Source organism: Pseudosulfitobacter sp. SM2401 (genome assembly GCF_042932805.1).
Lineage (GTDB): Bacteria > Pseudomonadota > Alphaproteobacteria > Rhodobacterales > Rhodobacteraceae > Ascidiaceihabitans.
The window spans coordinates 2,314,063-2,335,943 of sequence record NZ_CP170633.1 but is presented as its reverse complement, the minus strand read 5'-3'; the positions used below and the strand labels follow the sequence as shown (position 1 = coordinate 2,335,943).

The window sequence follows — 21,881 nt, the reverse complement described above, 5'->3', positions numbered from 1 at the left end:
TTCCTTATTATTAGATTTCATTTTACTAAAACAAATATGTAGAAAACCCAAATGATTTGTGAGGGATGGACGTCACGTCGCAGATTTTTGCCAGATTTTTAGGGATCGCGCGGGTTTACAGCCCCAGCCGGTCGCGCATCGCATACCACGTCATCGCAAGGCTTAGCAGCGGCGTGCGCATTGAGGCACCGCCGGGAAACGGAGTGTTCGGAATGCGCGCCATCGTGTCAAAACCGTCTGATTGTCCCGTGATCGCATGCGCCATCAGTTGCCCCGCGTGGGTCGCTGTCCCGACGCCGTGACCGGAATATCCCGACGCACTTAAAACATTGGGGGCAAGGCGGCTAAGATAGGGCAGCCGTTTCATCGTGATCGCCAACGTCCCGCCCCACGCATAGTCGATTTTCACGTCCTTAAGGTGCGGGAAAATTTGGCTCATGGGCTTGCGCACTTTGGCGGCAATGTCGGTCGGGAACCGGTAGCCGTAGCTTTCGCCGCCGCCGAACAACAGCCGTCCATCGTGGCTGAGGCGAAAGTAATTCACAACAAACCGACTGTCTGCGACGGCCACATCGCGTGCCAAAACGCGGGCAGCGTCGTCGCCCAGCGGTTCTGTTGCGGCAATGAAATTGTTGATTGGCATGACCCTTGCTGCGACCCGTTTGTCGAGCGCACCAAGGTATCCATTGGCTGCAATTACCACGTGATCTGCGGTGATTTTACCGTTCTGCGTGTGCACAATCGGGCGCGTCCCGTGTTCAATACGCAGCACCCGCGTCTTTTCGAATATGCGGACGCCAGCGGCCGTTGCGGCCTGTGCCAACCCCAACGCCAGCCGCAAAGGATGCAAATGTGCGGCCCCCATATCCAACAGGCCGCCCTTGTAATCGGGCGAAGGACAGATCGTTTCAAACGCTGCGCCGTCCATCTTTTCTATAGCGTAATCATAGTGTTGGTGCATGTGGTCTGCGTATTCGTGCAATTCATCCACATCGCTTTTGGTGGATGCAGACCATGCCACACCGGGGCGCAAATAGCAGTCGATGTTGTGCTGTACGATCAGCCCTTTCACGAGGTTTTTGGCATCTTCCCCGAGCGCCCAAAGCTTGTGGGCATCATCGCGCCCAACCATCTTTTCCAAATACGGTTGTTCGACCCGTTGGCCTGATCCCAACTGCCCGCCATTGCGCCCTGATGCGCCAAAACCAACGCGTTGTGCGTCAATCAAAATAACGTCGCGCCCTGCTTGGGCCAAATGCAATGCTGCTGACAGGCCGGTAAATCCGGCACCAATAACGCAAACATCAGCCCGCGCATCACGATCTAGCGCTGCAAAAGGCGGCAAGGCCTGCGTCGTCGCTGCATACCAGCTGGCAGGATACGTCCCGGCAATGTCATTGGCATCCAGCAAATTCATTGGACAGCGCCTATACGTTCATCAGCAAATGTTCGCGTTCCCAAGGGGAAATTACTTGTAAGAATTCATCATATTCCGCCCGTTTGACGATGGAATAGACCCGCCCGAATTCAGTGCCCAAGACCTGTTGCAAAGCGTCCGCGCCGTCAAAAATATCCAGCGCCTCGCCCAAGGTTCGGGGGATATCGCCTTCGCCTTCATAAGCGTCGCCCTTGAATTGTTTGTCGGGGCGCTCTTCTTGGGTCAGGCCCAGATAGCCGCATGCAAGTGAGGCCGCGATGCCCAAATACGGGTTGCAATCCATGCCGGCGATGCGGTTTTCGACCCGACGGGCTGCAGGATCAGACAGCGGAATGCGAATGCCGGTTGTGCGATTGTCACGCCCCCATTCCAGATTGATCGGGGCTGCGTGATCTTTGACGTAGCGACGGTAGCTGTTGACGTATGGGGCCATGACGGCCATCGCGTTCGGCAAGTGGTTTTGCAGGCCCGCAATAAAGTGGAAAAACGCATCGGTTTCGCCACCCTGTGGACCGGAAAAGATATTCTGACCGGTTTCACTGTCCAAAATCGAATGGTGGATGTGCATCGCAGAGCCAGGTTCGGCCGCGATGGGTTTCGCCATGAAGGTGGCAAAGCAATCGTGACGCAAAGCGGCTTCGCGGATCAAGCGTTTGAAATAGAACACTTCGTCGGCCAATTTGACCGGATCGCCGTGCAGCAAATTGATTTCCAACTGGCCTGCGCCGCCTTCTTGGGTGATGCCGTCGATCTCGAACCCTTGGGCTTCGGCGAAATCATAGATGTCGTCGATCACGGGGCCAAATTCGTCCACGGCCGTCATCGAATAGGCTTGGCGTGCGGCGGCAGGACGACCGGATCGCCCCATCATCGGTTTGATTTCCTGTGCCGGATCGATGTTGCGCGCCACAAGGAAAAATTCCATTTCCGGGGCTACGATCGGTTCCCAACCTTTGTCGCGGTACAGTTGAACAACGCGTTTTAGCACGTTGCGCGGTGAAAACGGCACCGGTTCGCCCTTGCGATCAAAGGCGTCGTGGATCACTTGCAGCGTCCAGTCCCCGGTCCAAGGGGCGGCGGTTGCGGTCGTCATATCAGGGCGCAGGATCATGTCCTTTTCGGTGAACCCTTCGTCGCCAGCGGCCTCACCCCAATCGCCTGTAATCGTTTGATAAAAGATACTGTCCGGCAGATGAAAGTAATCTTGGCCGATGAATTTTTTGGCAGGAACCGCCTTGCCACGGGCAATGCCGGGCAGGTCGGAAATGATGCATTCGACTTCGTCCAGCCTGCGCCCCTCAAGGTAGTCGCGCGCTGTTTGGGGCAGATTTTCTGTCCAGTCAGTCATGCGTTCCGCTCCTGCTTGAAAAATGCGGCCATTTGCTGGCCAATATCCGGGCTGTCGATTGGTCTATCTAAACGTTCGGTGGCCGCCGAGAGTTGATCGTCGGGCACAACACCGGGGCCGCGCGTGTTGATCAATCCGTGGACAAAGGGGGCTTCAAATTCGGGATGCGGCTGCAGGGTCCAGATCTGGTCATCGTACACCAGTGCGGCATTTGCGCAAAAATCCGAAGATCCGGTGACTTTTGCCCCGCTTGGCAGGCCAACCACCTGATCCTGATGCCACGCGTTAACCGCGACCGTGTCATCGCCCATCCGGTATTCGGTGTGCCCGATGGACCAACCACCGTCGAATTTTTCGACCTTGCCGCCCAACGCTTGCGCGATAATTTGGTGCCCGAAACACACGCCAATCATCGGCTTTCCTGATGCTTTGACGTCGCGGATCAACCCCTCAAGCGGGGGGATAAACGCGTGATCCTCATAGGCCCCGTGTTTGGACCCGGTGATCAACCAGCCATCGGCCAGATCAATGCTGTCAGGGAATTCCATGTCGACCACATCAAATGTTTCAAATTCAAACCCGTGCCCGCCCAGCAGTTTTTGAAACATAGCGTCGTAGTCGCCAGATTGGTCAATGAGCGCCTCTGGCGCATGCCCCGTTTGCAGAATACCGATTTTCATAAATCACCTGTTTTACAGCACCCTAGCCAAGCGGTCAGGGGCAAGCAAGTCAGACTCGTTCAAGCCACGCCTGCCAATGCAGATGTTCTGGAATGGTTGCGAATTTTGCGATCTCTTGGCGTTTGGTACGGCACATACAATCGATCAGCAGCGGGTCAAATATGCGCGCCATAAGCGGATCCGCTTCGAACGCGTCCACGGCGCTGGTCCAATCGCCGGCCAGCGATGGCAGGTCGTCTTGGGCATAGGCGTTACCTGCAATTGGCACGGATGGCTGCATCTGATCTTCAACCCCGATCATGGCGGCACCCAACACAGCACTTAGTAACAAATACGGGTTGATGTCGCCGCCAGCGGTGCGGTGTTCGATGCGGCGGGCGGCCGTTGGCCCGCCGGGAATGCGAATGGCGACCGTGCGATTTTCATAGCCCCACGCGGCGGCCGTTGGGGCGTGGGCACCGTCCACCAACCGGTCATAGGAATTGCCGTGGGGCGCAAAGATCAAACTGCTGGCGGGCATTGCGGCGAGGCATCCTGCGACTGCGTTGCGCAACACATCTGTGCCGTCGTCGCAGCCGTTGTCAAAGACGTTGTTGCCGTCAGCGTCGAGCACTGAAAAATGCACGTGCATCCCGTTGCCGCTGTCGTTTGCGTAGGGTTTCGCCATAAATGTCGCGGCCATGCCGTGTTGACGGGCCAGCCCGCGCACTAGGCTTTTGAACAGCCACGCGTTGTCAGCGGCTTGCAGGGCGGGGCCGTGGCGCATCGTGACCTCGAATTGGCCAACGCCTGCCTCGCTGATCGCGGTTTCCGCAGGAATACCCATCGCAGCAGCGCCCGCATAGAGGTCATCAAAGAACGGGGCAAAGGCATCCATCTGCGCCATCGACAAAATCGAAGAGCTGTCCAAAGGACGCCCATTGCGTGGATTAACAGGCGCTTGGACCTGCTGATCGCTATCATCGACCAGCGTGAATTCCATCTCTGTTGCGGCCACCACTTGCCAGCCACGGGCGTCGTATTTCGCTAAAACACGGGCCAGTGCATGGCGTGGATCAGCCGCAAACGGGGCACCATCATCGGTGTGCAACGTCATCGGGACCAAGGCAGAAGGCCCCGTCAACCACGGCACGGGCATCGGCGCGCGTTCTGTCGGAAACAGCATTCCGTCGGCGTCACCAGTGTCAAACACCAGCGGGCTGTTTTCGATGTCAGCCCCCCAAAGATCGACGTTAAGGACAGACAACGGCATGCGCACAGCGCCTGTTGCCAGTTTGTCGGCGTACGACCCCGGCACGACTTTGCCGCGCATCTGTCCGTTCAAATCGCAGGCGACCACACGGAACGTTTGCAGTGCATTCAAGTCCATGAGGGGGCCACCTTTTGCCAAAGAATTAGCGTATCAGATTTGGGCGCACCCTGATCTTTTGACGCGTGTTACTTGGTAGATGACGGTTCAAGCGACGGTTAATCAAGCCAAAAAAGCCAATGACCACCAATGTCAGCAGAATAAAGTAGCCTGCCAAAATTGGATAGGGGATGAACGGGTTGAAGGTTTTATCGGCAAAATAACTGGCGTAATACAGCGCATCACCGCGTTGCTGCCATGCGGGAAAGCCGCTGAAAAAAACCAGCGTCGTGGCGTGAAACAGAAAGATCGCCTCGTTGGTGTAGGCGGGCCAGGCAAGGCGCAGCATCGTGGGCCAGATCACCTGTTTGAAACGCGGCCAGCCGGACAGGCCGTAAGCGTCTGCGGCTTCGACGTCACCTTTGGGAATGGATTGCAGCGCGCCGTAAAAAATCTCGGCGGAATAGGCCGCGGTGTTCAAGAACAACACGACCAGCGCGCCCAACCATGCGGCGGTGAATGGGGCAAAGATCGGCAGCACTTGTTTAAGCTGCAAGAACAGGAAGTAGCCAAAGAAAAACTGGATAAACAGCGGCGAGCCACGGAACAAAAAGATGAACCATTCCGCTGGTTTGCGGGCCCACGGGCTATGAGATGCTTTGCCGACGGCCAAAAGCGTGGCGAATAGAAAGCCTGCAATCAAGGCCAAAATCCCGAAATAAACGTTCCAGATCATGCCGGACCCGATCAGCGTGAACTGCTGACACAGCGTGAAATCTCCGCGTGGCAGCAGCCGTTCGCCAATGCCAATCGAGCGCAGGCCGTAATCCATGATGGTCTGGGTGCACGACATCAGGCGGCTTTCCTTTGCTGTTCGCCGCCCGTGGTCGCCTGACCGCGCGTGAGGCGGGTCATGAGCCGGCCCAGCACGATTTCAGAAATACGGGTGAAGATCAGATAGAACACGAGGAGCGCGAGGAAGTACCACATCCGCCAGTCGCCGTGCGGGTAGTCGGTGAAACGCGCGGTTTTTGTGCCGCCCAATTCGCGGGCCCAATAGACGATGTCTTCGACGCCGAGCAGGAATAACAGCGGTGTGGCCTTGATCAAAACCATCCACAAGTTCGACAGACCGGGCAGGGCAAAAACCCACATTTGAGGCACCAAAACCCGCCAGAATGTCTGGCGCGGCGACATGCCATAGCTTTCTGCGGTTTCAAGTTGGGCACGTGGCACAGCGCGCATCGCACCGAACAAAACATTGGCGGCAAACGCGCCGAACACGATCGCAAAAGTAAACACCGCAATGGCAAAGCCGTAAGTTTCATGCATCCACTGCGGTGCATTTCCGAGCGGCATCTTGGCGGCTTGGCAGACGATGAAATCATTGCCCTGACGAATTGGATCCGTCCATTCGGGGCACAGCACTTTGTGACGGCCCCATTCGATCATTTGATCCAAGGCGATGACAAAAAACAGAAAAAACGCAATATCCGGCACGCCGCGCACAACGGCGACATAGCCGCGACCCAGCCACGACAAGGGCGCGATACGGCTGCGTGCGGCAGAGGCACCTGCAAACCCGAAGGCGAGGGCCGTAGGCGCCGTGATCGCCAAAAGCAGCAGCACCGTCAGCACGGACCAATAGATCGACATGTGTTTGCCGGTGGTCAGATAACAGGCCATCCATTGCCAATCGGGCAGGATGCTGGGGTCTGTGCAAAAACTGAAAATGGCGGTTCTCTATTGGCTAATGAAAATTTGAGTATTTTTGATCAGAACAAATTGGGGGGCTGGTATGGTAGGCAGCCCCCCCCTGAAGTGTCAGAGGCTTAGAAAGAGCCGCCGATTTCCCATTTGGTCAGCAACGCGTTCAAGGAACCGTCAGCTTTCATTGAGGCGATTGCTGCGTCAAATTTGGCTTTCAGTTCGCCGTCGCTTTCGCGCAGACCCATGCCAACGCCGCCGCCGATCATTTCTTCTTGCTCCAGCAACATCAGATCAGCGTCTTCGGACGCGATGGGTGTCAGGAACGCTTTGTCGGCCAGAACCGCGTCTGCTTCGCCATTTTTGACGGCTGCGACTGTTTCTTCTGGTGTTGCGAATTCAACCAGCGTGGCACCTGAGGCTGCGATGAAAGACGCTTGGATTGTGTTGGCTTGCGCTGCGACAATACCGCCTGTGATGTCTGCATCTGCGGACATGGACAAGTATGCGGATGGGTCAGGTTGCGTGTAGTTTTGTGTGAAATCAATGACTTCATCGCGTTCGTCGGTGATGGACATGCCGGCGATGATGGTGTCGTAGTTAGAGGACACGAGGTTCGGGATGATGCTGTCCCATTCGTTTGTGACCCATTCGCAGGTCAGTTCTGCGCGTTTGCACAACTCGTCGCCAAGCTCGCGCTCAAAGCCGTCAATTTCGCCTGCGTCATTGATAAAGTTGTACGGAGGGTACGCACCCTCGGTGCCCATGCGCACAACAGAGTGGCCGTCGGCGAATGCCATTGAGGATACAAACGCCAATGCGGCGGTGCTAAGTAGGATCTTTTTCATAGGTCGTCTCCCGGTTGGTTTTTTTAGGTGGTTATTTACGATTAGGGGGTCATTGCGGCTGTGTTGCTGACAAAAACCCGCGCAGTCGTTCGGATTTGGGCGCGCCGAATAGCGTATCGGGCGGCCCTTGTTCTTCGATCAGCCCCTGGTGCAGGAACACAACGTGATCCGATACATCAGCGGCCAATTTCATGTCGTGCGTCACGATCAGCATGGTGCGCCCTTCGGCGGCCAAGTCTTTGATCACGCGAATAACTTCTTGTTCCAGTTCAGGGTCAAGCGCGCTGGTGGGTTCATCAAACAGCAGCGCTTCGGGTTCCATGCACAGTGCGCGTGCAATGGCGGCGCGTTGTTGTTGGCCACCTGACAGCTGCGCTGGAAACACGTCGCATTTGTCGCCAATGCCGACTTTTTCGAGATACGCGCGGGCCGATGCTTCGACTTCGGCGCGGTCGCGTTTCAGCACCGTTAGCGGCGCTTCCATCACGTTTTGCAGGATGCTCATGTGGGCCCAAAGGTTAAACTGCTGGAACACCATCGACAGGTTTGTGCGAATGCGCAGCACCTGTTTGCTGTCAGCGGGGCGGCGATTGTGACCATTGCCGCGCCATGTCACCGGTTCGCCTTTGAACAAGACCTCGCCCTGTTGGCTGTCTTCTAGCAGATTACAGCACCGCAGCAGTGTTGATTTCCCGGACCCGGACGAGCCGATCAGTGACACCACATCGCCGCGTTGTGCCGAAATATCGACGCCTTTCAACACCTCCAAAGCGCCGTAGGCTTTGTGCAGGTTTTTGATTTCGATGACGGGTGTGGTGTTGGCGGTCAAATGGGCTCTCACTTGCGCCTTGGGCGCAGTTTTTTGGACATCGCTGATGATTAGGTGGCAAATCGGGTGTGTTTGCAATGTGCAAAGTGATCTGAGGTGGGTTTTACGGGTCAGTTGCCCTCAGGGAAGGCGCTTTAGCCACCCATGCGCTGGCGGGCCAAGGCGCTGTCGCGGTCAGAAACCCCCAACAGATTCGCAACGAGGCGCAGCACTGCGTCTTCTTCGTCGCTGCGCACACCATCGGCTAGGGCGACCTGCCACAGAGCTTCGATCACGCCAAGACGGTTGTCGTAATCCACCGCATCTTTGATCGCGCGGGTGAAACGGACGGTGTCTGGCGCTTCGGTTTCCAACTGTTCTGCATCTGCGCGCAGGGCCGCAACATTGCCGGGATCCAGCCCGTAACGATGGGCGGTAATCGCATCAATGCGCGCCTTTTCATCGGCGTCATACGAACCGTCGGTTTTGGCGACACGCACCAACAATGCGGTCAGCGCAAGACGCGCATCCGTGTCAGGCAACGGGGCAGGGGCGGGGGCCGTGAGGCGCATGAGGAATTCAGCAAACATGGGGGGAATATATGGGCGCTTTTGGAAAAGACCAGAGCGATCACATCCCCGTGGCATCCGCCTGCATTTCGGCGCTGTCATCTGGTGTGATCCCAAGTGCACCTTCGATTTGGTGCAGCATGCTTTCCTCGATATCGCGGCGTTTGCCATCTGCTAGCACGACTTTCCACATGGCCTCGGCCAGATCATGGCGGTGCTGATAATTCAGTTCCACGCGCAGGATGTCAGCGAATTCCGGCGTGCCGGGCGCGTCGCGTTCCAACGCCTCGCAGGTGGCGCGCAATTTGGCAGCCTCGATCGGTTTTAGACCAAACATCGCAGTCAGAATACGGTCGATTTGCGCGACTTCTTCGGCTTTGTATTCGCGGTCAGCCAAGGCAACACGTACAAGCAATGCACCCAAAGCCAACTGGGCGTCGGGTTCGGGCAATTTCGGAGATTCGGGCGCGCGGCGGGGGAATAAACGTTCAAACATCCAGCAGTCTTAACCCAAGTTAACGCATGCGCCAAAGCGAAAATGCACGCCCCTTGCGTCAACTCAGCTGTGCAGGCGGTCCAAAACGGAGATTGTCGATGGCAAGGCCCTGAGGATCAACATTCATCAGCACAAAACCCGCAATGTCCGGCACACCATCTTTGCGTTCGAAACCAACGGCATACTCGCTGACCTTTTGCACCGAAAGCTGAACAATAATGCTGCCGTCACGCCGCAAAAACTGCACCTGAGCCAACCCACCTTCGCCGCCGCGCAGATCAAAAGCGAGGGCTGGCTGATCTGCGTCAAACAGCACAGAAATAGCGCCTTCGCCTTGTCCTTCCCGACGTGGAAATGCAGCCGGGCCGTAGCCGTTTAGCATGCGGTTTTGACCCATCATCACCAGTGACATCGTCTGTCCCGGTTGCCCCGCCAACGGGGTCAGGGGGGCGTTGGCCGGTCCGTGAACCAGATCATGATTGCCGCTGAATGCCAGCGTTTGACCATGAAACCGTTCGGCAAAAACCGCCCCCGGCAACACCAGCAAATCGTTCAACAACCGGCCAGGACCCATATTCGCTTGCTGATCCTCAAATGTGATGATCTGGGTCAGCGCCAAACTGTTGGGATCCACCTGACAAACGGGTGTGTCACAGGCCCATAAAATTTGCGGGGAAAATGCTAAAATTACCAATAAAAATCGCTTCATAACGACGAAGCTAGCACATTTAGCCCTCGTAGCCTTCAACAATTATCAAATTGCCGTCTGCCACCGCGTCGCGCAAGGCTTTGGCCGCTTGATATCCTTTGCTTTCGTAACACGCGAGCGCGTCTGCGTAGCTGGCGAATTCGATCACGACGGTGCGGTTGTTCCACGCGCCTTCGCGCAATTCCTGCGTTCCGCCACGCACTAGAAATTTGGCACCGTATTCGGCCAAAGTTGCTGCATTGGCAGCGCGGTATTTATCATAAGCCTCGGCGTCATGTACGACGTTATGGGCGATCCAATATCCTTTGGCAGTCATGGCAATTCCTTTCACAGGTCTTTGTAAATGTTGGTAATTCTTTTGGCTTCGGCATCAGCGCCGTAGGGCGGGTTCAGAATAAACATCCCTGACCCAACCATGCCGTGACCGGGGCGGGCTGGATCAAATCTGACCTCGTGGCGCAGGGCATCAGGGTGATCGTCTGACAGCGTTTTGATCATGTCCGAATGCGCGAAATTGGTCAAAATCGGATACCACAGCGCGATGATCCCGACGTTCCACGCGCGCGCATATTTTCGGATGTCCCGCGGGATGGTTTCGTAGTCGGTTTTGATCTCATAGCTGGGGTCAATCAGCATCATGCCACGTCGCGGTGTCGGCGGAATTAGCGAATGGGCCATGCCAAACCCGTCCGTCAAATGGCAGGTCACAGGGTAGGGCGACATGGCGAAATCAAGGGCCGCATGTTCGGCTGGATGCAGTTCTGCCAGATGGATTTTGTCCGTGGCACGCAACAATTGCGCGGCAATCATAGGCGATCCGGGATAAGCGGTTTCACCGTTCTCGGCTTTGGTTTGCTGCAACGTTTCGCCGTAAGGATGATCTGCAAACTTACCTTCCAAACGGGCAATACCTTGGGCCGCTTCGCCAGTTTTTAACGCATATTCGTCCTGCAAATCATAGACCGCGCGCCCGGCATGGGTTTCGATGTAGGTCAGCGGTTTGTCCTTGGCCGTCAGATAGCGCAGCATCCACGCAAGCAGGGCGTGTTTGTGAACGTCAGCCAGATTTCCGGCGTGATAAATGTGTTGATAACTCAGCATTGTTCGATATGGCGGCAAATCGCACCTGCGCGCAATGTGTAATTACGGCGCCAGTTTCCCAAGGTTCGGCTCGCGCAGGCTGGTGATGTAGCGTGTCCCGTCGCGTGCCTCGATTAGGCCTGTGGTATATGCAAAGCCGCCAGTGGGATCTTGTAATGTTTCCAATACCTTGCCGATTTCATCGATGTGCACAACCAACCCGTAACGCGTGGCCTCTGGGCGCATGGACGCGGGCAGGCGCATCACCAATTTGCGCAGGAACGGCTTTGTCGACATGTTGTCGGCATCCTCGGAACGCGGGCTTACGCAGCCAAACCAGAATGTCCCGTCTTGGGCGCGTGCGATATTGTCTGGAAAGCAGGGGGTGTTTTCAACGATTGTAGTCGGATCAGAGCCATCCAGCGCCACCCGTGTGATCGAATATTCACCGGTTTCCACCAGCAGAAAATGTGTGCCCGCAGCATTTATCGCCAGCCCGTTTGCAAAGTTCAGCCCGTCCATCACAAGGCTGGTTTGCCCCGTTGCCGGATCAAATTTCAGCACGCGACCATGACCGCCATGTTCCATCAAATCGAGGAATGACGCAGGGAACGTGCCGCCAAATGCCACAGCGCCAAATTTGGTTGAAGCATCGGTGAAGTAGATCGACCCGTCCGGCGCGATGTCTAGATCATCGGCGTAATTAATCGCGGTGCCGTCAGGTGCGGTGTCGGTCAGGACGGACACAACGCCGCTCGGGGTGATCGACAACAGCCCCTTGGCCGCATCGGCCACGACAATTGTGCCATCAGTCAGGGCAGAAATCCCCAAGGGCAGCCCGCCGGTATCCGCAAATTCAGAGGTGGTGCCCTTGACGGGATCATAGGCCAGAATTTTGCCGCCGTGCGACGCCATAAAGATACGGCCATCAGGGCCTTCGGCGGCGTCCTCGGGACCCGTTTCACCGTTCAGATCAATCCGTTCGATGGATTTTAACGCGGTGTTCGGGAAATAGTCACCGGTGTAGCCTTTGCTGGGCGGTGCCTCCCATGCCACGGGCGCAATCTGGACCGGCCAAAAAATAAGGTAAGCGACCAGCAGAACCACACCCAAGCGGAGCAGTTTAAAGGTTTTTCGTAGCATTTGTGACCTCACTCAATAGTCGCGTTGAATAAGGTCAGCTTAGCCAGTTTGTCTGCAATTGCACGTTGTTTGAATGCCTCGATTACACGAGACGCGAGTTTTCCTTGGCCGCGCGTACGAAATCCTTGAACAACGGGTGCGGATCAAATGGTTTCGATTTTAATTCGGGGTGGAACTGCACGCCGATAAACCACGGATGATCCGGCCACTCGACGATTTCGGGCAATGATCCGTCAGGCGACATGCCCGAGAAACACAGGCCCGCATCCTCAAGCTGTTTGCGGTACTTGATGTCGACCTCGTAGCGGTGGCGGTGGCGTTCGTCGATTGACGTTGTGCCATAGACTTCGGCGACTTTGGTGCCCTTGGTCAGCGTCGCGTCATAGGCACCCAACCGCATAGTGCCGCCTTTGTCATCGCCAACTTTGCGGCTGACTTTGGCGTTGCCCTGCACCCATTCTTTCAGGTGGTAAACGACGGGTTCAAAACGCTTCTTGCCCGCCTCGTGGTCAAATTCTTCAGAACCGGCAGCGGTGATACCAGCGACATTGCGCGCCGCCTCGATGACGGCCATTTGCATGCCCAAACAGATGCCAAGGTAGGGAACACCGCGTTCGCGGGCAAATTGCGCGGCCTTGATTTTACCTTCGGTGCCGCGTTCGCCAAATCCGCCGGGCACGAGGATTGCATGGAACCCTTCGAGGGCAGGGGCGACATCATCGGCGCTGTCAAAAACTTCGGCATCGACCCACTTTACGTTGACCTTGACCCGGTTGGCCATGCCGCCGTGGGTCAGCGCCTCTTTGATGGATTTGTAAGCGTCTTCGAGCTGGGTGTATTTGCCGACGATGGCAACATTCACTGCACCTTCGGGGTTGTTCACGCGGTCAGACACGTCGTTCCAGACGGTCAGATCAGGCTTGGGCGCGGGCGAAATTTGGAAGGCGTCCAAGACCGCTTGATCCAGACCCTGCGCGTGATAGGCCAACGGCGCATCATAGATCGTTTCCAGATCGTAGGCCGCCACAACCGCCTCCTTGCGCACGTTGCAAAACAGGGCGATTTTCTCGCGCTCTTTTTCGGGAATTGGATGTTCAGAGCGGCACACCAGAATGTCAGGCGCGATGCCGATCGATTGCAATTCTTTGACCGAGTGTTGGGTCGGTTTGGTTTTCAGCTCGCCCGAGGCGGCCAGATACGGCAGCAACGTCAGGTGCATGAAAATCGACTGACCGCGGGGCAAATCGTGGTTGAACTGGCGGATCGCCTCAAAGAACGGCAAGCCTTCGATGTCGCCAACCGTGCCGCCGATTTCGCACAGCATAAAGTCAACTTCGTCTTCGCCGACGTGCAAGAAATCTTTGATTTCGTTGGTGACATGCGGGACGACCTGAATGGTCTTGCCCAGATAATCGCCACGGCGTTCTTTTTCCAAAACGTTGGAATAAATGCGCCCCGAGCTGACAGAATCCGTGTTGCGCGCAGGCACGCCAGTGAACCGTTCGTAGTGGCCCAGATCAAGGTCGGTTTCGGCCCCGTCATCGGTCACGAACACTTCGCCATGTTCAAACGGGGACATCGTTCCGGGATCGACATTCAGGTAGGGATCAAGTTTGCGCAGACGCACCGAAAACCCACGCGCTTGCAGCAATGCACCCAACGCCGCCGAGGCAAGGCCCTTGCCCAAAGACGACACAACGCCACCGGTGATAAAGATATAGCGCGCCATAGAATGGAGTCTCCCGTCGATAAAAATGGGGTCAACAGACCACCAGTTTTGCCAGCCGAATTTCACACGAAACTCGCAGCATCACGGGATTTAAGTCTACTGGGATTCGGGTGGGTTTGGCAAGCCAGACGCAACATGATGTTGCGAAATTCTGGCTTACCTCAAGTTCTGGGCCTCAAGAGAGAAGTCTAGTCGGCAGATGGCACCAAAGGCGCGTTTTCGTCCGCCGTCGGTGGCAACAGGCTGTCCGCCGGGCCAGGCAATGCTGGATCCGCAGGCTGCGACGCACTGGATGATCCGCCGCCAACACGGTCCAGAACGGACGTTCCGGCGGATTTTTGTGCGGCAATAATTGTCAGCCAGATCGAGGTGATGATGAACGCTGTCGCCAGCACCCACGTGACTTTGCCTAGGGCGGTTGCCGGTGGGCGTCCGCTGTTGGCGCCGCCACCGCCGCCGCCAATACCAAGGCCGCCCCCTTCGGAGCGCTGCATCAGCACAACTGCGATCAGCCCCAGAGCGAGGAGAAGGTGGACGGTAATTACGACTTGTTCCATTGGGACCTGCAGGCTTGGGGCGGGCATGAGCGCTTCGCGGGGTATCTATGCAAGTTTGGTGCGCGGGGCAAGAGCGCGGATGTGCGAAATCGATCTAGACATTCGCGCAGCCTTTGTCATGATCGCGCCATGCCCCATGATCATGAACATCCGCACTCCCTTTTGCCGCCCGAGCCCGCCTTGCGCGTCAAAGCCCTAGAGACAATTTTGACGCAAAAAGGGTTGGTTGATCCGGCGGCGCTGGATGAAATTATCGACATCTACGAGACCAAGATCGGCCCGCGCAATGGTGCGCATGTGGTTGCAAAGGCGTGGATGGACCCTGATTTTAAGGCCGCATTGCTGGCGGATGCGACGGCTGTTGTGTCCGAACTTGGGTATTACGGGCGCCAAGGCGAGCACATGGTTGCAGTGGAAAACACGGACGACGTGCACAACATGATCGTGTGTACGTTGTGCAGTTGCTACCCGTGGCCGCTGCTGGGCATCCCGCCAACATGGTACAAATCTGATGCGTATCGTGCGCGATCTGTGCGTGAGCCGCGCAAGGTTTTGGCCGACTTCGGGGTTGAACTGCCAGCGGGTACAGCCGTGCGTGTTTGGGATTCGACCGCCGAAGTCCGCTATCTGGTGATCCCGCAACGCCCTGCTGGCACAGACGGAATGGACGAGGCCGGATTGATGGCCCTGATCACCCGCGACAGCATGATTGGCACCGGATTGGCGATCGCGCCATGAGCCGCGTGCACGACATGGGCGGGCGCTTTGGCGACGGTGCAGTTGTTCCTGAGCCCGAAAGTGATCCGGTTTTTCACGAAGACTGGCACGCGCGTGCGCTGGCCTTGGTTCTGTCCACCGGTGCGTGGGGGCAATGGAACATCGACATCAGCCGCCATGCGCGTGAATGCCTTGCGCCACAGGATTATGCGGCCATGTCGTATTACGAAAAATGGCTGGCCGGGGCCGCAGCCCTTTGCGTCGACAATGGGATTGTGACGCGCGATGAACTGGCATCTGTTCAAGGCGACGGGACCAGCGATTTGGCCCCCAAGGCGCTGAAACCTGAAAACGTGGCATCCATGTTGGCCGCCGGTGGCCCTGCTGACCGGCCAAGCGACGTGGCAGTCAAATTTGAGGTTGGACAAGCCGTTCAAACCCGAAAAATTGCGGCAAACCAAATGGTTGACGGCGGGCACACACGGTTGCCGACCTACGCCGCAGGTGCCAAAGGGCGGATCGTGATGATCCATGGCATGCATGTTTTGCCCGACAGCAGTGCGCATCGTTTGGGCGAAGGCAGCGAGCCGCTGTACGCCGTTGCGATCCCCGCAAGTGAACTGTGGGCCCAGCCCGAGCACCCCAAAGACGAGGTGATCCTTGATCTTTGGCAAAGCTATCTGGACGCCGTGACATGAACGCGCCAGAACCGGTATTCGAGGCCCCGTGGCACGCGCAAGTTTTTGCTTTGACAGTGCATTTGAACGAAGCGGGGCATTTCGCATGGTCCGATTGGGCGACACGATTTGGTGCCACGTTAAAGCGCCACGGGCTAAGCAAAGATCTGAACGGCGGCGATGATTATTTCACTGCGTGGTTGGACACGTTGGAAACTTATCTGGCCGAAACCGGCAGCGCACCTACGGATGACGTCAACAAAACGCGCGATGCGTGGGCGCAGGCGTACCTAAGCACGCCGCATGGAGCCCCCGTTTCACTCTGATCTATTGATCGACGTCATCCATGTCTGCTTGACCAGACAGGGCGCGGCGCACATGGCTCCAGCTTAGGCCGATACCCAAGACCACAGACAGCGCCAAAAGGCCCAGCCACGTGTTCAGGCTAGAGTTCTGCAAATCCAGCAGGCCCATGTCATACAGCACCCACAACAGTGCGCCGACCAGCGCCAACACCAAAATGACGCCAATGCCGCCGATCGACCGTAATGTGGCGCGCAGATAGATGATGTATCCGATCAGCAGCAACAATCCGGCCAAAACCATCAAAGAAAGCGAGTCGCCCTGTGGCCCCAGCACCCATTTGACGTAGTTGTACGGCGTCGGGTTGTACGTCGCGGCGAGCAAAATAAATGCGGCCACCCAGCGTAAAATGAAACTCATGAACGATCTCCGGCAAATCAATGTTGCACGCAACATCCTAACAGCGCCCTAAAATGTCCAGCACAACAGGGCATATCCGCCACCTGCGACGATACGCACGCAATGTTTGTGGCCTCAACGCACGAATCGGGTTTCGCCCGCGCGGGTCGCTGGCTATAGGGATACGGGTTTGCCTGAAAAGGTGACCTAAACTTTGAAATGAGAAGAGGACCAGTTCATGGCCAATGTTGTTGTTGTCGGCGCTCAATGGGGTGACGAAGGAAAAGGCAAAATTGTCGACTGGCTCTCTGAGCGCGCGGATGTGATTGCGCGTTTCCAAGGCGGTCATAATGCCGGGCACACGCTGGTCATTGATGGCAAAGTTTACAAATTGCACGCGCTGCCGTCCGGCGTTGTGCGCGGTGGCAAACTGTCGGTTATCGGCAACGGCGTGGTGCTGGACCCGTGGCACTTGTTGAACGAAATCGAAATTCTGCGTGCCCAAGACGTGACGATCAGCCCTGAAACGCTGATGATTGCGGAAAACACGCCGCTGATCCTGCCGATCCACGGCGAGCTGGATCGCGCCCGCGAAGAGGCATCTTCCAAGGGTACAAAAATCGGCACGACGGGTCGCGGCATCGGCCCGTGCTACGAAGACAAAGTCGGACGTCGCGCTATTCGCGTAGCTGATCTGGCAGACTTGGCGACGCTGGAATCCCGCGTTGATCGCGCTTTGCAACACCACGATCCGTTGCGCAAAGGCTTGGGAATCGAGGCCATCGACCGCGATGCTTTGGTCGCCAAACTGCGTGAAATCGCACCGGCGATCCTTGAATACGCCGCACCGGTTTGGAAAGTTCTGTCCGAGAAACGCAAAGCTGGCAAACGCATTTTGTTTGAAGGCGCGCAAGGCGCATTGCTCGATATCGACTTTGGAACCTACCCGTTTGTGACCTCGTCCAACGTGATCGCGGGGCAGGCGGCAACCGGCGTTGGCCTTGGCCCGACCTCAATCGACTACGTTCTGGGCATCGTCAAAGCCTACACAACCCGCGTCGGCGAAGGCCCGTTTCCAACAGAGCTAGAAGACGCAGATGGCCAAATGATGGGCGAACGCGGTCATGAATTCGGAACCACAACAGGGCGCAAGCGTCGCTGCGGTTGGTTCGACGCCTGCCTCGTACGTCAAACCTGCGCGACATCGGGTGTGACTGGTATCTCGTTGACAAAGCTGGATGTTTTGGATGGTTTCGAGACGCTAAAAATCTGCACAGGCTACATGCTGGACGGCGAACCACTGGATTATTTGCCAACCGCGGCAGATCAGCAGGCGCGTTGCACACCAGTTTATGAGGAAATGCCCGGCTGGTCCGAAAGCACCGAAGGCGCGCGGTCTTGGGCCGACTTGCCTGCAGGCGCAATCAAGTATGTGCGCCGCATCGAAGAACTGATCGACTGCCCCGTCGCCATGGTTTCCACCTCGCCAGAGCGCGAAGACACGATCCTTGTCACCGACCCGTTTGCCGACTGATGGCCCTGTCGTACAAAGCGCGGCGTCGCTGGTCACTGGTGATTTTGCTCATCGGTTTGCCGCTCTACATCGGTGTCGCCGTCTGGGTGGTTACCCTGTTTGACCGTCCTGCGTTCTGGGTGGAAATCCTGATTTATGTGGGCTTGGGCATCGTTTGGGCTATTCCGTTCAAGTTCATCTTTAAGGGCATTGGCCAAGCGGACCCTGATCAGCGCGACTGATGGGATCAGCGCGATGAACCTGTCGTGTTGAAACCGCGCCCAATCGCGCGCCAGCCCAACACGCCGAGCACCACAGCCCCGGCCGAGGCGACCAAAAACGGCAAACTTAGCGCATCCGCGCGTCCGATAATCGGTTCCGCGAACCGCACGACCAATCCTGACAGCACAAGCCCGACGGGGATCAAACCCCACGCCAGCATCCGGTACAGGCTGTTGACCCGTCCCAACAACGCGTCCGGAATAGTCCGTTGCCGATAGGATACCGAAACCGTGTTCCAGATCAGCCCTGCAAACTCAAAGATCAAAACTGTAGAAGCGAGCGCCCACCAATTTGGCGCATAAGCCATCGCTAAAAAACACGGGGCGGACACAGACAACGCCAGCTGGGCGGTACGTTTTGGCCCGATAGCGGCGATGATTTTTTCGCTGACCAGCCCGGCTGCGATCCCGCCGAACGCACCGGCTGCCAGCAATGCACCGTAGGCCGTGGCCCCAAGGCCAAGGTTTTCCTGCACGTGCAAAATCAACGCAATTGCGCTCATCTGAAACAGCAGATTCCACGCGCCGGTGATCCAAGCAAGCGCGCGTAACAATGGCTCTGATCGCAGGAAATCAAAGCCTTCTTTTAACTCTACGCGCCAATTTGATACCGCCGCTTGCTCCGGTTTGAATGACCCGCTCAGACGATATACCAGCACAATCGCGATGGCATAACTAAGCGCATTTAGGCCAAACGGTGCGGGGGCAAAGCTGGCGATCAAAAACGCACCCAAGGCGGGCCCGACAAGGGAATTACCGATCAGTTCGACGCTCCAAAGGCGCCCATTTGCCCCCTCCAGTTGGCTGCGATCGACCAAACTTGGCAGCATCGTTTGGGCGGCATTGTCGCGGAACACTTCGGCCGTGCCTGCGCCAAGGGCGGTGAACATCAGCGCGTAAAACAACCACGGCTGCGCAAGACCCGCATCAGATGGTGGTGCAAGCGGCAACGACAGCGCGATCGCCAAGGCTGCTGCCCCGAACGCCAACGCGCGCGCAACATCCATCGCCAAAATCAACCGCCGTCGATCCATGCGGTCGGTCACAATTCCGGCAGGCAAAGCGAACACGAACCACGGCAGGCGCAATGCAACCGGCATAAGCGCAATCAGCAACGGATCGCGTGTTAACAACGATGCCATCCACGCCCAAGCCACCGTCGCGATGCCGTCCGCAAGGTTCGTCAGGCCAGACGCAGCAACAAATCTGGTAAAAGCAGGATTGGACATCGGTGTGCTCCTTTGGGTTGGAACCACAGATGGGGCCTCAAGCATGGTTGAGGTCAAGGCGAAAATTCGGATGTTGATACGGGGGCGGTGCCATTTTGGACGAAACACGGCTGAGACGCTGTGACGTGCCATTTGGTTAATCAATCAATGGCTTGGGTCGGGTTCTCGCGGAAATTATTGCTGACCAGAAAACGAAAAAGGCGACGCCCTTGCAGACGTCGCCCATTGTTTTTGTGCTTAAGATACGTTAGCCGGCAGCGCGCGCATCAGGGCGAAAACCGATGTCGCCTGTGACAGCAAAGCGGCCACCTTTCAGCTTTTCGATTTTGCCAGCGCGCAGCAATTTACCGAACGAGCGTAGCCCGTCTTCGCGGCTGAAATCGTCCTTTTCAACCTGCCGCACTTTGGTCATCAGTTGCGGGCGCGAGAATTGTTCGCGGCCTTCAACAAACGACATGTATGCGGCAGCGGCCTCAAGCAGATCGGACAGGTTGCTGGCCCCCATGTCGTCCGCGAATTCGGCAAAGCTGCCTGCATCATCGACGGACTGTTCTGCCTCTTGGGTGGCGGCCACACGGCGCGGTCGTACTGGACCACTTGTGGCGGCGTTTGAGGAATCAACCCGCTGCTCTGCAACCAGTTTCAACGGCGCTGGGCGGGCAGGTGCATCAGGGCGTGCGACGCGACTTGCTTCGGCCGACGGGCGGCGTGGTTTTACAGCAGTCGCCAAGTCGTCACGATAGGCAACTTCTTCCTTTTCTGCATCGACTTCACCCAAGCCTGTGTCAGCCTTTTTGGCCGCAACTGCAGCGCGCAGATGGGCGAAAGCGTCACGACGCTGTGCGCCTTCTTCTTCGTCCATGTGTTCGTCAGCCTGGGCCATCAAACGCGACACGTCATCGCCAGTGTTTTCGTCAATCGATTGCAACGCTTCGATCCCCGGCAAGGCGTGGGCGGATAGATCGCCAAGGTCGATTTCGGGTTTGATTTCAGCACTTACTTCGGCCAATTCGCGGATCAATTCTGCTTCGTCATCGTCGGACAGTGAACTGGCAATATCACCATCTTCATCGTCGACTTCTTCTAGATCGCCTTGCGCAATTGCGGCTTCAAGGTCTGCGCGTTTGACTTTGATAACACGGGCCATGCGGCGCGGCGCGTCTTGCGGCACCTCAGGGATGTCCAGCTTGGCGATTTCAACATCCGCATCTTCCGCGTCCTCGAACAAGTTCGCGGCGGGGGACACATCACTTTGGTCTGCATCGTCATCGTCGTCTTCCAAAGACGCGAGGATTGATGCGACGTCATCATCGTCGTCTTCAACGGCAACAACTGGTGCATCGTCTTGGGTTTCGTCGTCCGCCGCGAGGGCGGCTTGGATGTCGGCCAATGCGGTCTCTGCAACATTATCGTCGTCTTGGGCGTCATCGGGTTGCGCGGTTTCTGCGACCTGAACGACATGATCTTCAGCGTGTTCGTCTTCGCTGTAACCGTCGTCGTCGTCTGCAACGCCTTCGGCTTGGGATACGACGGCACGGATACGGTCAAGTTTTGCCGCGATGCTGTCATTTGCAGCTGCGGGTGCGTCCTCAACTTCGGCGGCGTCGGCTTGCGGCTCACCGGCAAAGAATGCCTCGGCTTGCGGCAATTCAGCGGCCAGATCACGCGGAGTGCGCGTGGTGTCTGTGGCTTCGGCGTGCGCGATCAAGGCGGAAAGGTCCGGATCTGCGATCTCGACGGGCTCTGATGCCTCGGCAGCTTCATCTTCCGCAGCTTGAGCGGCTTGAATGATGCGCGCGGCGTCGGCGTCAGCCTCGGCTTGGGCTGCAGCTTCGGCTTCGGCTTTGGCCGTTGCTTTTGCATCAGCCTCTGCTTTTGCTGCGGCTTTGGCTTGAACACGGTCCATTTCGGCCTGCGCTTCACGTTCGGCATCAGCTTGGCGTTTGGCTTCTGCGCGCCCGGCGGCGGCAACGTCTGCGGCATCTTTGGCTGTATCTTCAGCCTTTGTGTCGCTGGATGCTGCGCCGTTGGTGTCGGTTGCGCTCAGAAATATCTGACCTTCGTGATGGCGTGCTTCTACGCGGCGCGAAATCTCGCGCTCTGCAATGCGTTGCAGCATTTCTGTATCTGGTTGCGGGGGTTCTGCCCCGAAATAGCGATCTTCGGCGGACAGGTTGCGGAAATACTCTGCAATTGCCTTCATCGCGCCGAATGAATTATCGAATCCTTCCAACGTGCACGAGAACGTGCCGTAGGATACTGTCAAAATTTTACTGTTACTCTTCATAGGATGCTCGTCCTC

The 21,881-nt window shown here is 57.0% G+C and carries 24 protein-coding genes; 5 read left to right on the top strand and 19 right to left on the bottom strand.

Going from position 1 to position 21,881, the window contains the following annotated elements:
- Nucleotides 1–115: 115 nt before the first annotated feature.
- The 16 genes from ACFIO0_RS11565 to secG form a co-directional block, all read right to left on the bottom strand.
- Nucleotides 116–1,417: an FAD-dependent oxidoreductase gene (locus ACFIO0_RS11565; RefSeq protein WP_390910548.1), complete on the bottom strand. Its 1,302-nt coding sequence runs from the start codon at nucleotides 1,415–1,417 to the stop codon at nucleotides 116–118.
- 10 nt (nucleotides 1,418–1,427) lie between these two features.
- Nucleotides 1,428–2,786: a glutamine synthetase family protein gene (locus ACFIO0_RS11560; protein ID WP_390910547.1), complete on the bottom strand. Its 1,359-nt coding sequence runs from the start codon at nucleotides 2,784–2,786 to the stop codon at nucleotides 1,428–1,430.
- Nucleotides 2,783–3,466: a type 1 glutamine amidotransferase gene (locus tag ACFIO0_RS11555; RefSeq protein ID WP_390910546.1), complete on the bottom strand. Its 684-nt coding sequence runs from the start codon at nucleotides 3,464–3,466 to the stop codon at nucleotides 2,783–2,785. The genes ACFIO0_RS11560 and ACFIO0_RS11555 overlap by 4 nt, the downstream gene beginning before the upstream one ends.
- 49 nt (nucleotides 3,467–3,515) lie before the next feature.
- Nucleotides 3,516–4,835 (bottom strand): glutamine synthetase family protein, encoded by a 1,320-nt coding sequence (locus ACFIO0_RS11550; RefSeq protein WP_390910545.1) that lies wholly within the window; start codon nucleotides 4,833–4,835, stop codon nucleotides 3,516–3,518.
- Nucleotides 4,836–4,860: 25 nt separating this feature from the next.
- Complete coding sequence (locus ACFIO0_RS11545; protein WP_390910544.1) at nucleotides 4,861–5,667, bottom strand: ABC transporter permease subunit; 807 nt, start codon at nucleotides 5,665–5,667, stop codon at nucleotides 4,861–4,863.
- A complete protein-coding gene (locus ACFIO0_RS11540) occupies nucleotides 5,667–6,548 on the bottom strand; it encodes an ABC transporter permease subunit (protein WP_390915329.1) in 882 nt (293 codons plus the stop codon). The genes ACFIO0_RS11545 and ACFIO0_RS11540 overlap by 1 nt, the downstream gene beginning before the upstream one ends.
- A gap of 98 nt (nucleotides 6,549–6,646) precedes the next feature.
- Entirely contained in the window at nucleotides 6,647–7,369 is a 723-nt protein-coding gene (locus ACFIO0_RS11535; RefSeq protein ID WP_390910543.1) for a transporter substrate-binding domain-containing protein, read from the bottom strand.
- 49 nt (nucleotides 7,370–7,418) lie between these two features.
- Entirely contained in the window at nucleotides 7,419–8,210 is a 792-nt protein-coding gene (locus ACFIO0_RS11530; RefSeq protein ID WP_390910542.1) for an ATP-binding cassette domain-containing protein, read from the bottom strand.
- 122 nt (nucleotides 8,211–8,332) lie between these two features.
- Nucleotides 8,333–8,767 carry a TerB family tellurite resistance protein gene (locus ACFIO0_RS11525; RefSeq protein ID WP_390910541.1) on the bottom strand — a complete coding sequence of 145 codons (435 nt, stop codon included), beginning with the start codon at nucleotides 8,765–8,767 and terminating at the stop codon, nucleotides 8,333–8,335.
- Nucleotides 8,768–8,807: 40 nt separating this feature from the next.
- On the bottom strand, nucleotides 8,808–9,242 hold the full coding sequence (locus ACFIO0_RS11520) for a TerB family tellurite resistance protein (protein ID WP_390910540.1): 435 nt from the start codon (nucleotides 9,240–9,242) through the stop codon (nucleotides 8,808–8,810).
- A gap of 58 nt (nucleotides 9,243–9,300) precedes the next feature.
- On the bottom strand, nucleotides 9,301–9,876 hold the full coding sequence (locus ACFIO0_RS11515; RefSeq protein ID WP_390910539.1) for a hypothetical protein: 576 nt from the start codon (nucleotides 9,874–9,876) through the stop codon (nucleotides 9,301–9,303).
- Between the two features lie 94 nt (nucleotides 9,877–9,970).
- Nucleotides 9,971–10,267, bottom strand: a complete 297-nt coding sequence (locus tag ACFIO0_RS11510) for a DUF1330 domain-containing protein (RefSeq protein WP_390910538.1) — start codon at nucleotides 10,265–10,267, stop codon at nucleotides 9,971–9,973.
- Nucleotides 10,268–10,278: 11 nt separating this feature from the next.
- Nucleotides 10,279–11,052, bottom strand: coding sequence for a 23S rRNA (adenine(2030)-N(6))-methyltransferase RlmJ (gene rlmJ, locus ACFIO0_RS11505; RefSeq protein ID WP_390910537.1), 774 nt, complete (start codon nucleotides 11,050–11,052; stop codon nucleotides 10,279–10,281).
- 42 nt (nucleotides 11,053–11,094) lie between these two features.
- Entirely contained in the window at nucleotides 11,095–12,174 is a 1,080-nt protein-coding gene (locus tag ACFIO0_RS11500) for an SMP-30/gluconolactonase/LRE family protein (RefSeq protein ID WP_390910536.1), read from the bottom strand.
- A gap of 82 nt (nucleotides 12,175–12,256) precedes the next feature.
- The gene (locus ACFIO0_RS11495) at nucleotides 12,257–13,903 is read right to left on the bottom strand and encodes a CTP synthase (RefSeq protein WP_390910535.1); all 1,647 of its coding nucleotides are present in this window, start codon (nucleotides 13,901–13,903) and stop codon (nucleotides 12,257–12,259) included.
- A gap of 188 nt (nucleotides 13,904–14,091) precedes the next feature.
- Nucleotides 14,092–14,460, bottom strand: coding sequence for a preprotein translocase subunit SecG (gene secG, locus ACFIO0_RS11490; protein ID WP_390915328.1), 369 nt, complete (start codon nucleotides 14,458–14,460; stop codon nucleotides 14,092–14,094).
- Nucleotides 14,461–14,589: 129 nt separating this feature from the next.
- Between secG and nthA the strand changes: the two genes are divergently transcribed.
- Genes nthA through ACFIO0_RS11475 form a run of 3 tightly spaced genes read left to right on the top strand, consistent with a single transcriptional unit; the run spans nucleotide 14,590 to nucleotide 16,180 of the window.
- Nucleotides 14,590–15,198 carry a nitrile hydratase subunit alpha gene (gene nthA / locus ACFIO0_RS11485; RefSeq protein WP_390910534.1) on the top strand — a complete coding sequence of 203 codons (609 nt, stop codon included), beginning with the start codon at nucleotides 14,590–14,592 and terminating at the stop codon, nucleotides 15,196–15,198.
- Nucleotides 15,195–15,875 carry a nitrile hydratase subunit beta gene (gene nthB, locus ACFIO0_RS11480; protein ID WP_390910533.1) on the top strand — a complete coding sequence of 227 codons (681 nt, stop codon included), beginning with the start codon at nucleotides 15,195–15,197 and terminating at the stop codon, nucleotides 15,873–15,875. Before nthA ends, nthB begins: the two co-directional genes overlap by 4 nt.
- Nucleotides 15,872–16,180, top strand: a complete 309-nt coding sequence (locus tag ACFIO0_RS11475) for a nitrile hydratase accessory protein (RefSeq protein WP_390910532.1) — start codon at nucleotides 15,872–15,874, stop codon at nucleotides 16,178–16,180. Before nthB ends, ACFIO0_RS11475 begins: the two co-directional genes overlap by 4 nt.
- A gap of 1 nt (nucleotide 16,181) precedes the next feature.
- Here ACFIO0_RS11475 and ACFIO0_RS11470 read toward each other — a convergent pair whose 3' ends face one another.
- Nucleotides 16,182–16,577, bottom strand: a complete 396-nt coding sequence (locus tag ACFIO0_RS11470; protein WP_390910531.1) for a DUF6524 family protein — start codon at nucleotides 16,575–16,577, stop codon at nucleotides 16,182–16,184.
- Nucleotides 16,578–16,794: 217 nt separating this feature from the next.
- On the opposite strand from ACFIO0_RS11470, the gene ACFIO0_RS11465 reads away from it, so the two are divergent.
- Nucleotides 16,795–18,090, top strand: coding sequence for an adenylosuccinate synthase (locus tag ACFIO0_RS11465; protein ID WP_390910530.1), 1,296 nt, complete (start codon nucleotides 16,795–16,797; stop codon nucleotides 18,088–18,090).
- Nucleotides 18,090–18,311: a DUF2842 domain-containing protein gene (locus ACFIO0_RS11460; protein WP_390910529.1), complete on the top strand. Its 222-nt coding sequence runs from the start codon at nucleotides 18,090–18,092 to the stop codon at nucleotides 18,309–18,311. Before ACFIO0_RS11465 ends, ACFIO0_RS11460 begins: the two co-directional genes overlap by 1 nt.
- 5 nt (nucleotides 18,312–18,316) lie before the next feature.
- Here ACFIO0_RS11460 and ACFIO0_RS11455 read toward each other — a convergent pair whose 3' ends face one another.
- On the bottom strand, nucleotides 18,317–19,579 hold the full coding sequence (locus tag ACFIO0_RS11455; protein ID WP_390910528.1) for an MFS transporter: 1,263 nt from the start codon (nucleotides 19,577–19,579) through the stop codon (nucleotides 18,317–18,319).
- Nucleotides 19,580–19,826: 247 nt separating this feature from the next.
- Complete coding sequence (locus tag ACFIO0_RS11450; protein ID WP_390910527.1) at nucleotides 19,827–21,866, bottom strand: hypothetical protein; 2,040 nt, start codon at nucleotides 21,864–21,866, stop codon at nucleotides 19,827–19,829.
- Between the last annotated feature and the right edge of the window lie 15 nt (nucleotides 21,867–21,881).

Bases quoted from the DNA above. Each gene is read 5' to 3' on its own strand.
- ACFIO0_RS11465 (WP_390910530.1), top strand. From the start codon at position 16,795: ATGGCCAATGTTGTTGTTGTCGGCGCTCAATGGGGTGACGAAGGAAAA.
- ACFIO0_RS11565 (WP_390910548.1), bottom strand. From the start codon at position 1,417: ATGAATTTGCTGGATGCCAATGACATTGCCGGGACGTATCCTGCCAGC.
- ACFIO0_RS11500 (WP_390910536.1), bottom strand. From the start codon at position 12,174: ATGCTACGAAAAACCTTTAAACTGCTCCGCTTGGGTGTGGTTCTGCTG.
- ACFIO0_RS11520 (WP_390910540.1), bottom strand. From the start codon at position 9,242: ATGTTTGAACGTTTATTCCCCCGCCGCGCGCCCGAATCTCCGAAATTG.
- nthB (WP_390910533.1), top strand. From the start codon at position 15,195: ATGAGCCGCGTGCACGACATGGGCGGGCGCTTTGGCGACGGTGCAGTT.
- ACFIO0_RS11535 (WP_390910543.1), bottom strand. From the start codon at position 7,369: ATGAAAAAGATCCTACTTAGCACCGCCGCATTGGCGTTTGTATCCTCA.
- ACFIO0_RS11550 (WP_390910545.1), bottom strand. From the start codon at position 4,835: ATGGACTTGAATGCACTGCAAACGTTCCGTGTGGTCGCCTGCGATTTG.
- ACFIO0_RS11460 (WP_390910529.1), top strand. From the start codon at position 18,090: ATGGCCCTGTCGTACAAAGCGCGGCGTCGCTGGTCACTGGTGATTTTG.
- ACFIO0_RS11450 (WP_390910527.1), bottom strand. From the start codon at position 21,866: ATGAAGAGTAACAGTAAAATTTTGACAGTATCCTACGGCACGTTCTCG.
- ACFIO0_RS11475 (WP_390910532.1), top strand. From the start codon at position 15,872: ATGAACGCGCCAGAACCGGTATTCGAGGCCCCGTGGCACGCGCAAGTT.
- ACFIO0_RS11455 (WP_390910528.1), bottom strand. From the start codon at position 19,579: ATGTCCAATCCTGCTTTTACCAGATTTGTTGCTGCGTCTGGCCTGACG.
- secG (WP_390915328.1), bottom strand. From the start codon at position 14,460: ATGGAACAAGTCGTAATTACCGTCCACCTTCTCCTCGCTCTGGGGCTG.
- nthA (WP_390910534.1), top strand. From the start codon at position 14,590: ATGCCCCATGATCATGAACATCCGCACTCCCTTTTGCCGCCCGAGCCC.
- ACFIO0_RS11510 (WP_390910538.1), bottom strand. From the start codon at position 10,267: ATGACTGCCAAAGGATATTGGATCGCCCATAACGTCGTACATGACGCC.
- ACFIO0_RS11545 (WP_390910544.1), bottom strand. From the start codon at position 5,667: ATGTCGTGCACCCAGACCATCATGGATTACGGCCTGCGCTCGATTGGC.
- ACFIO0_RS11555 (WP_390910546.1), bottom strand. From the start codon at position 3,466: ATGAAAATCGGTATTCTGCAAACGGGGCATGCGCCAGAGGCGCTCATT.
- ACFIO0_RS11470 (WP_390910531.1), bottom strand. From the start codon at position 16,577: ATGAGTTTCATTTTACGCTGGGTGGCCGCATTTATTTTGCTCGCCGCG.
- ACFIO0_RS11525 (WP_390910541.1), bottom strand. From the start codon at position 8,767: ATGTTTGCTGAATTCCTCATGCGCCTCACGGCCCCCGCCCCTGCCCCG.
- ACFIO0_RS11560 (WP_390910547.1), bottom strand. From the start codon at position 2,786: ATGACTGACTGGACAGAAAATCTGCCCCAAACAGCGCGCGACTACCTT.
- rlmJ (WP_390910537.1), bottom strand. From the start codon at position 11,052: ATGCTGAGTTATCAACACATTTATCACGCCGGAAATCTGGCTGACGTT.
- ACFIO0_RS11495 (WP_390910535.1), bottom strand. From the start codon at position 13,903: ATGGCGCGCTATATCTTTATCACCGGTGGCGTTGTGTCGTCTTTGGGC.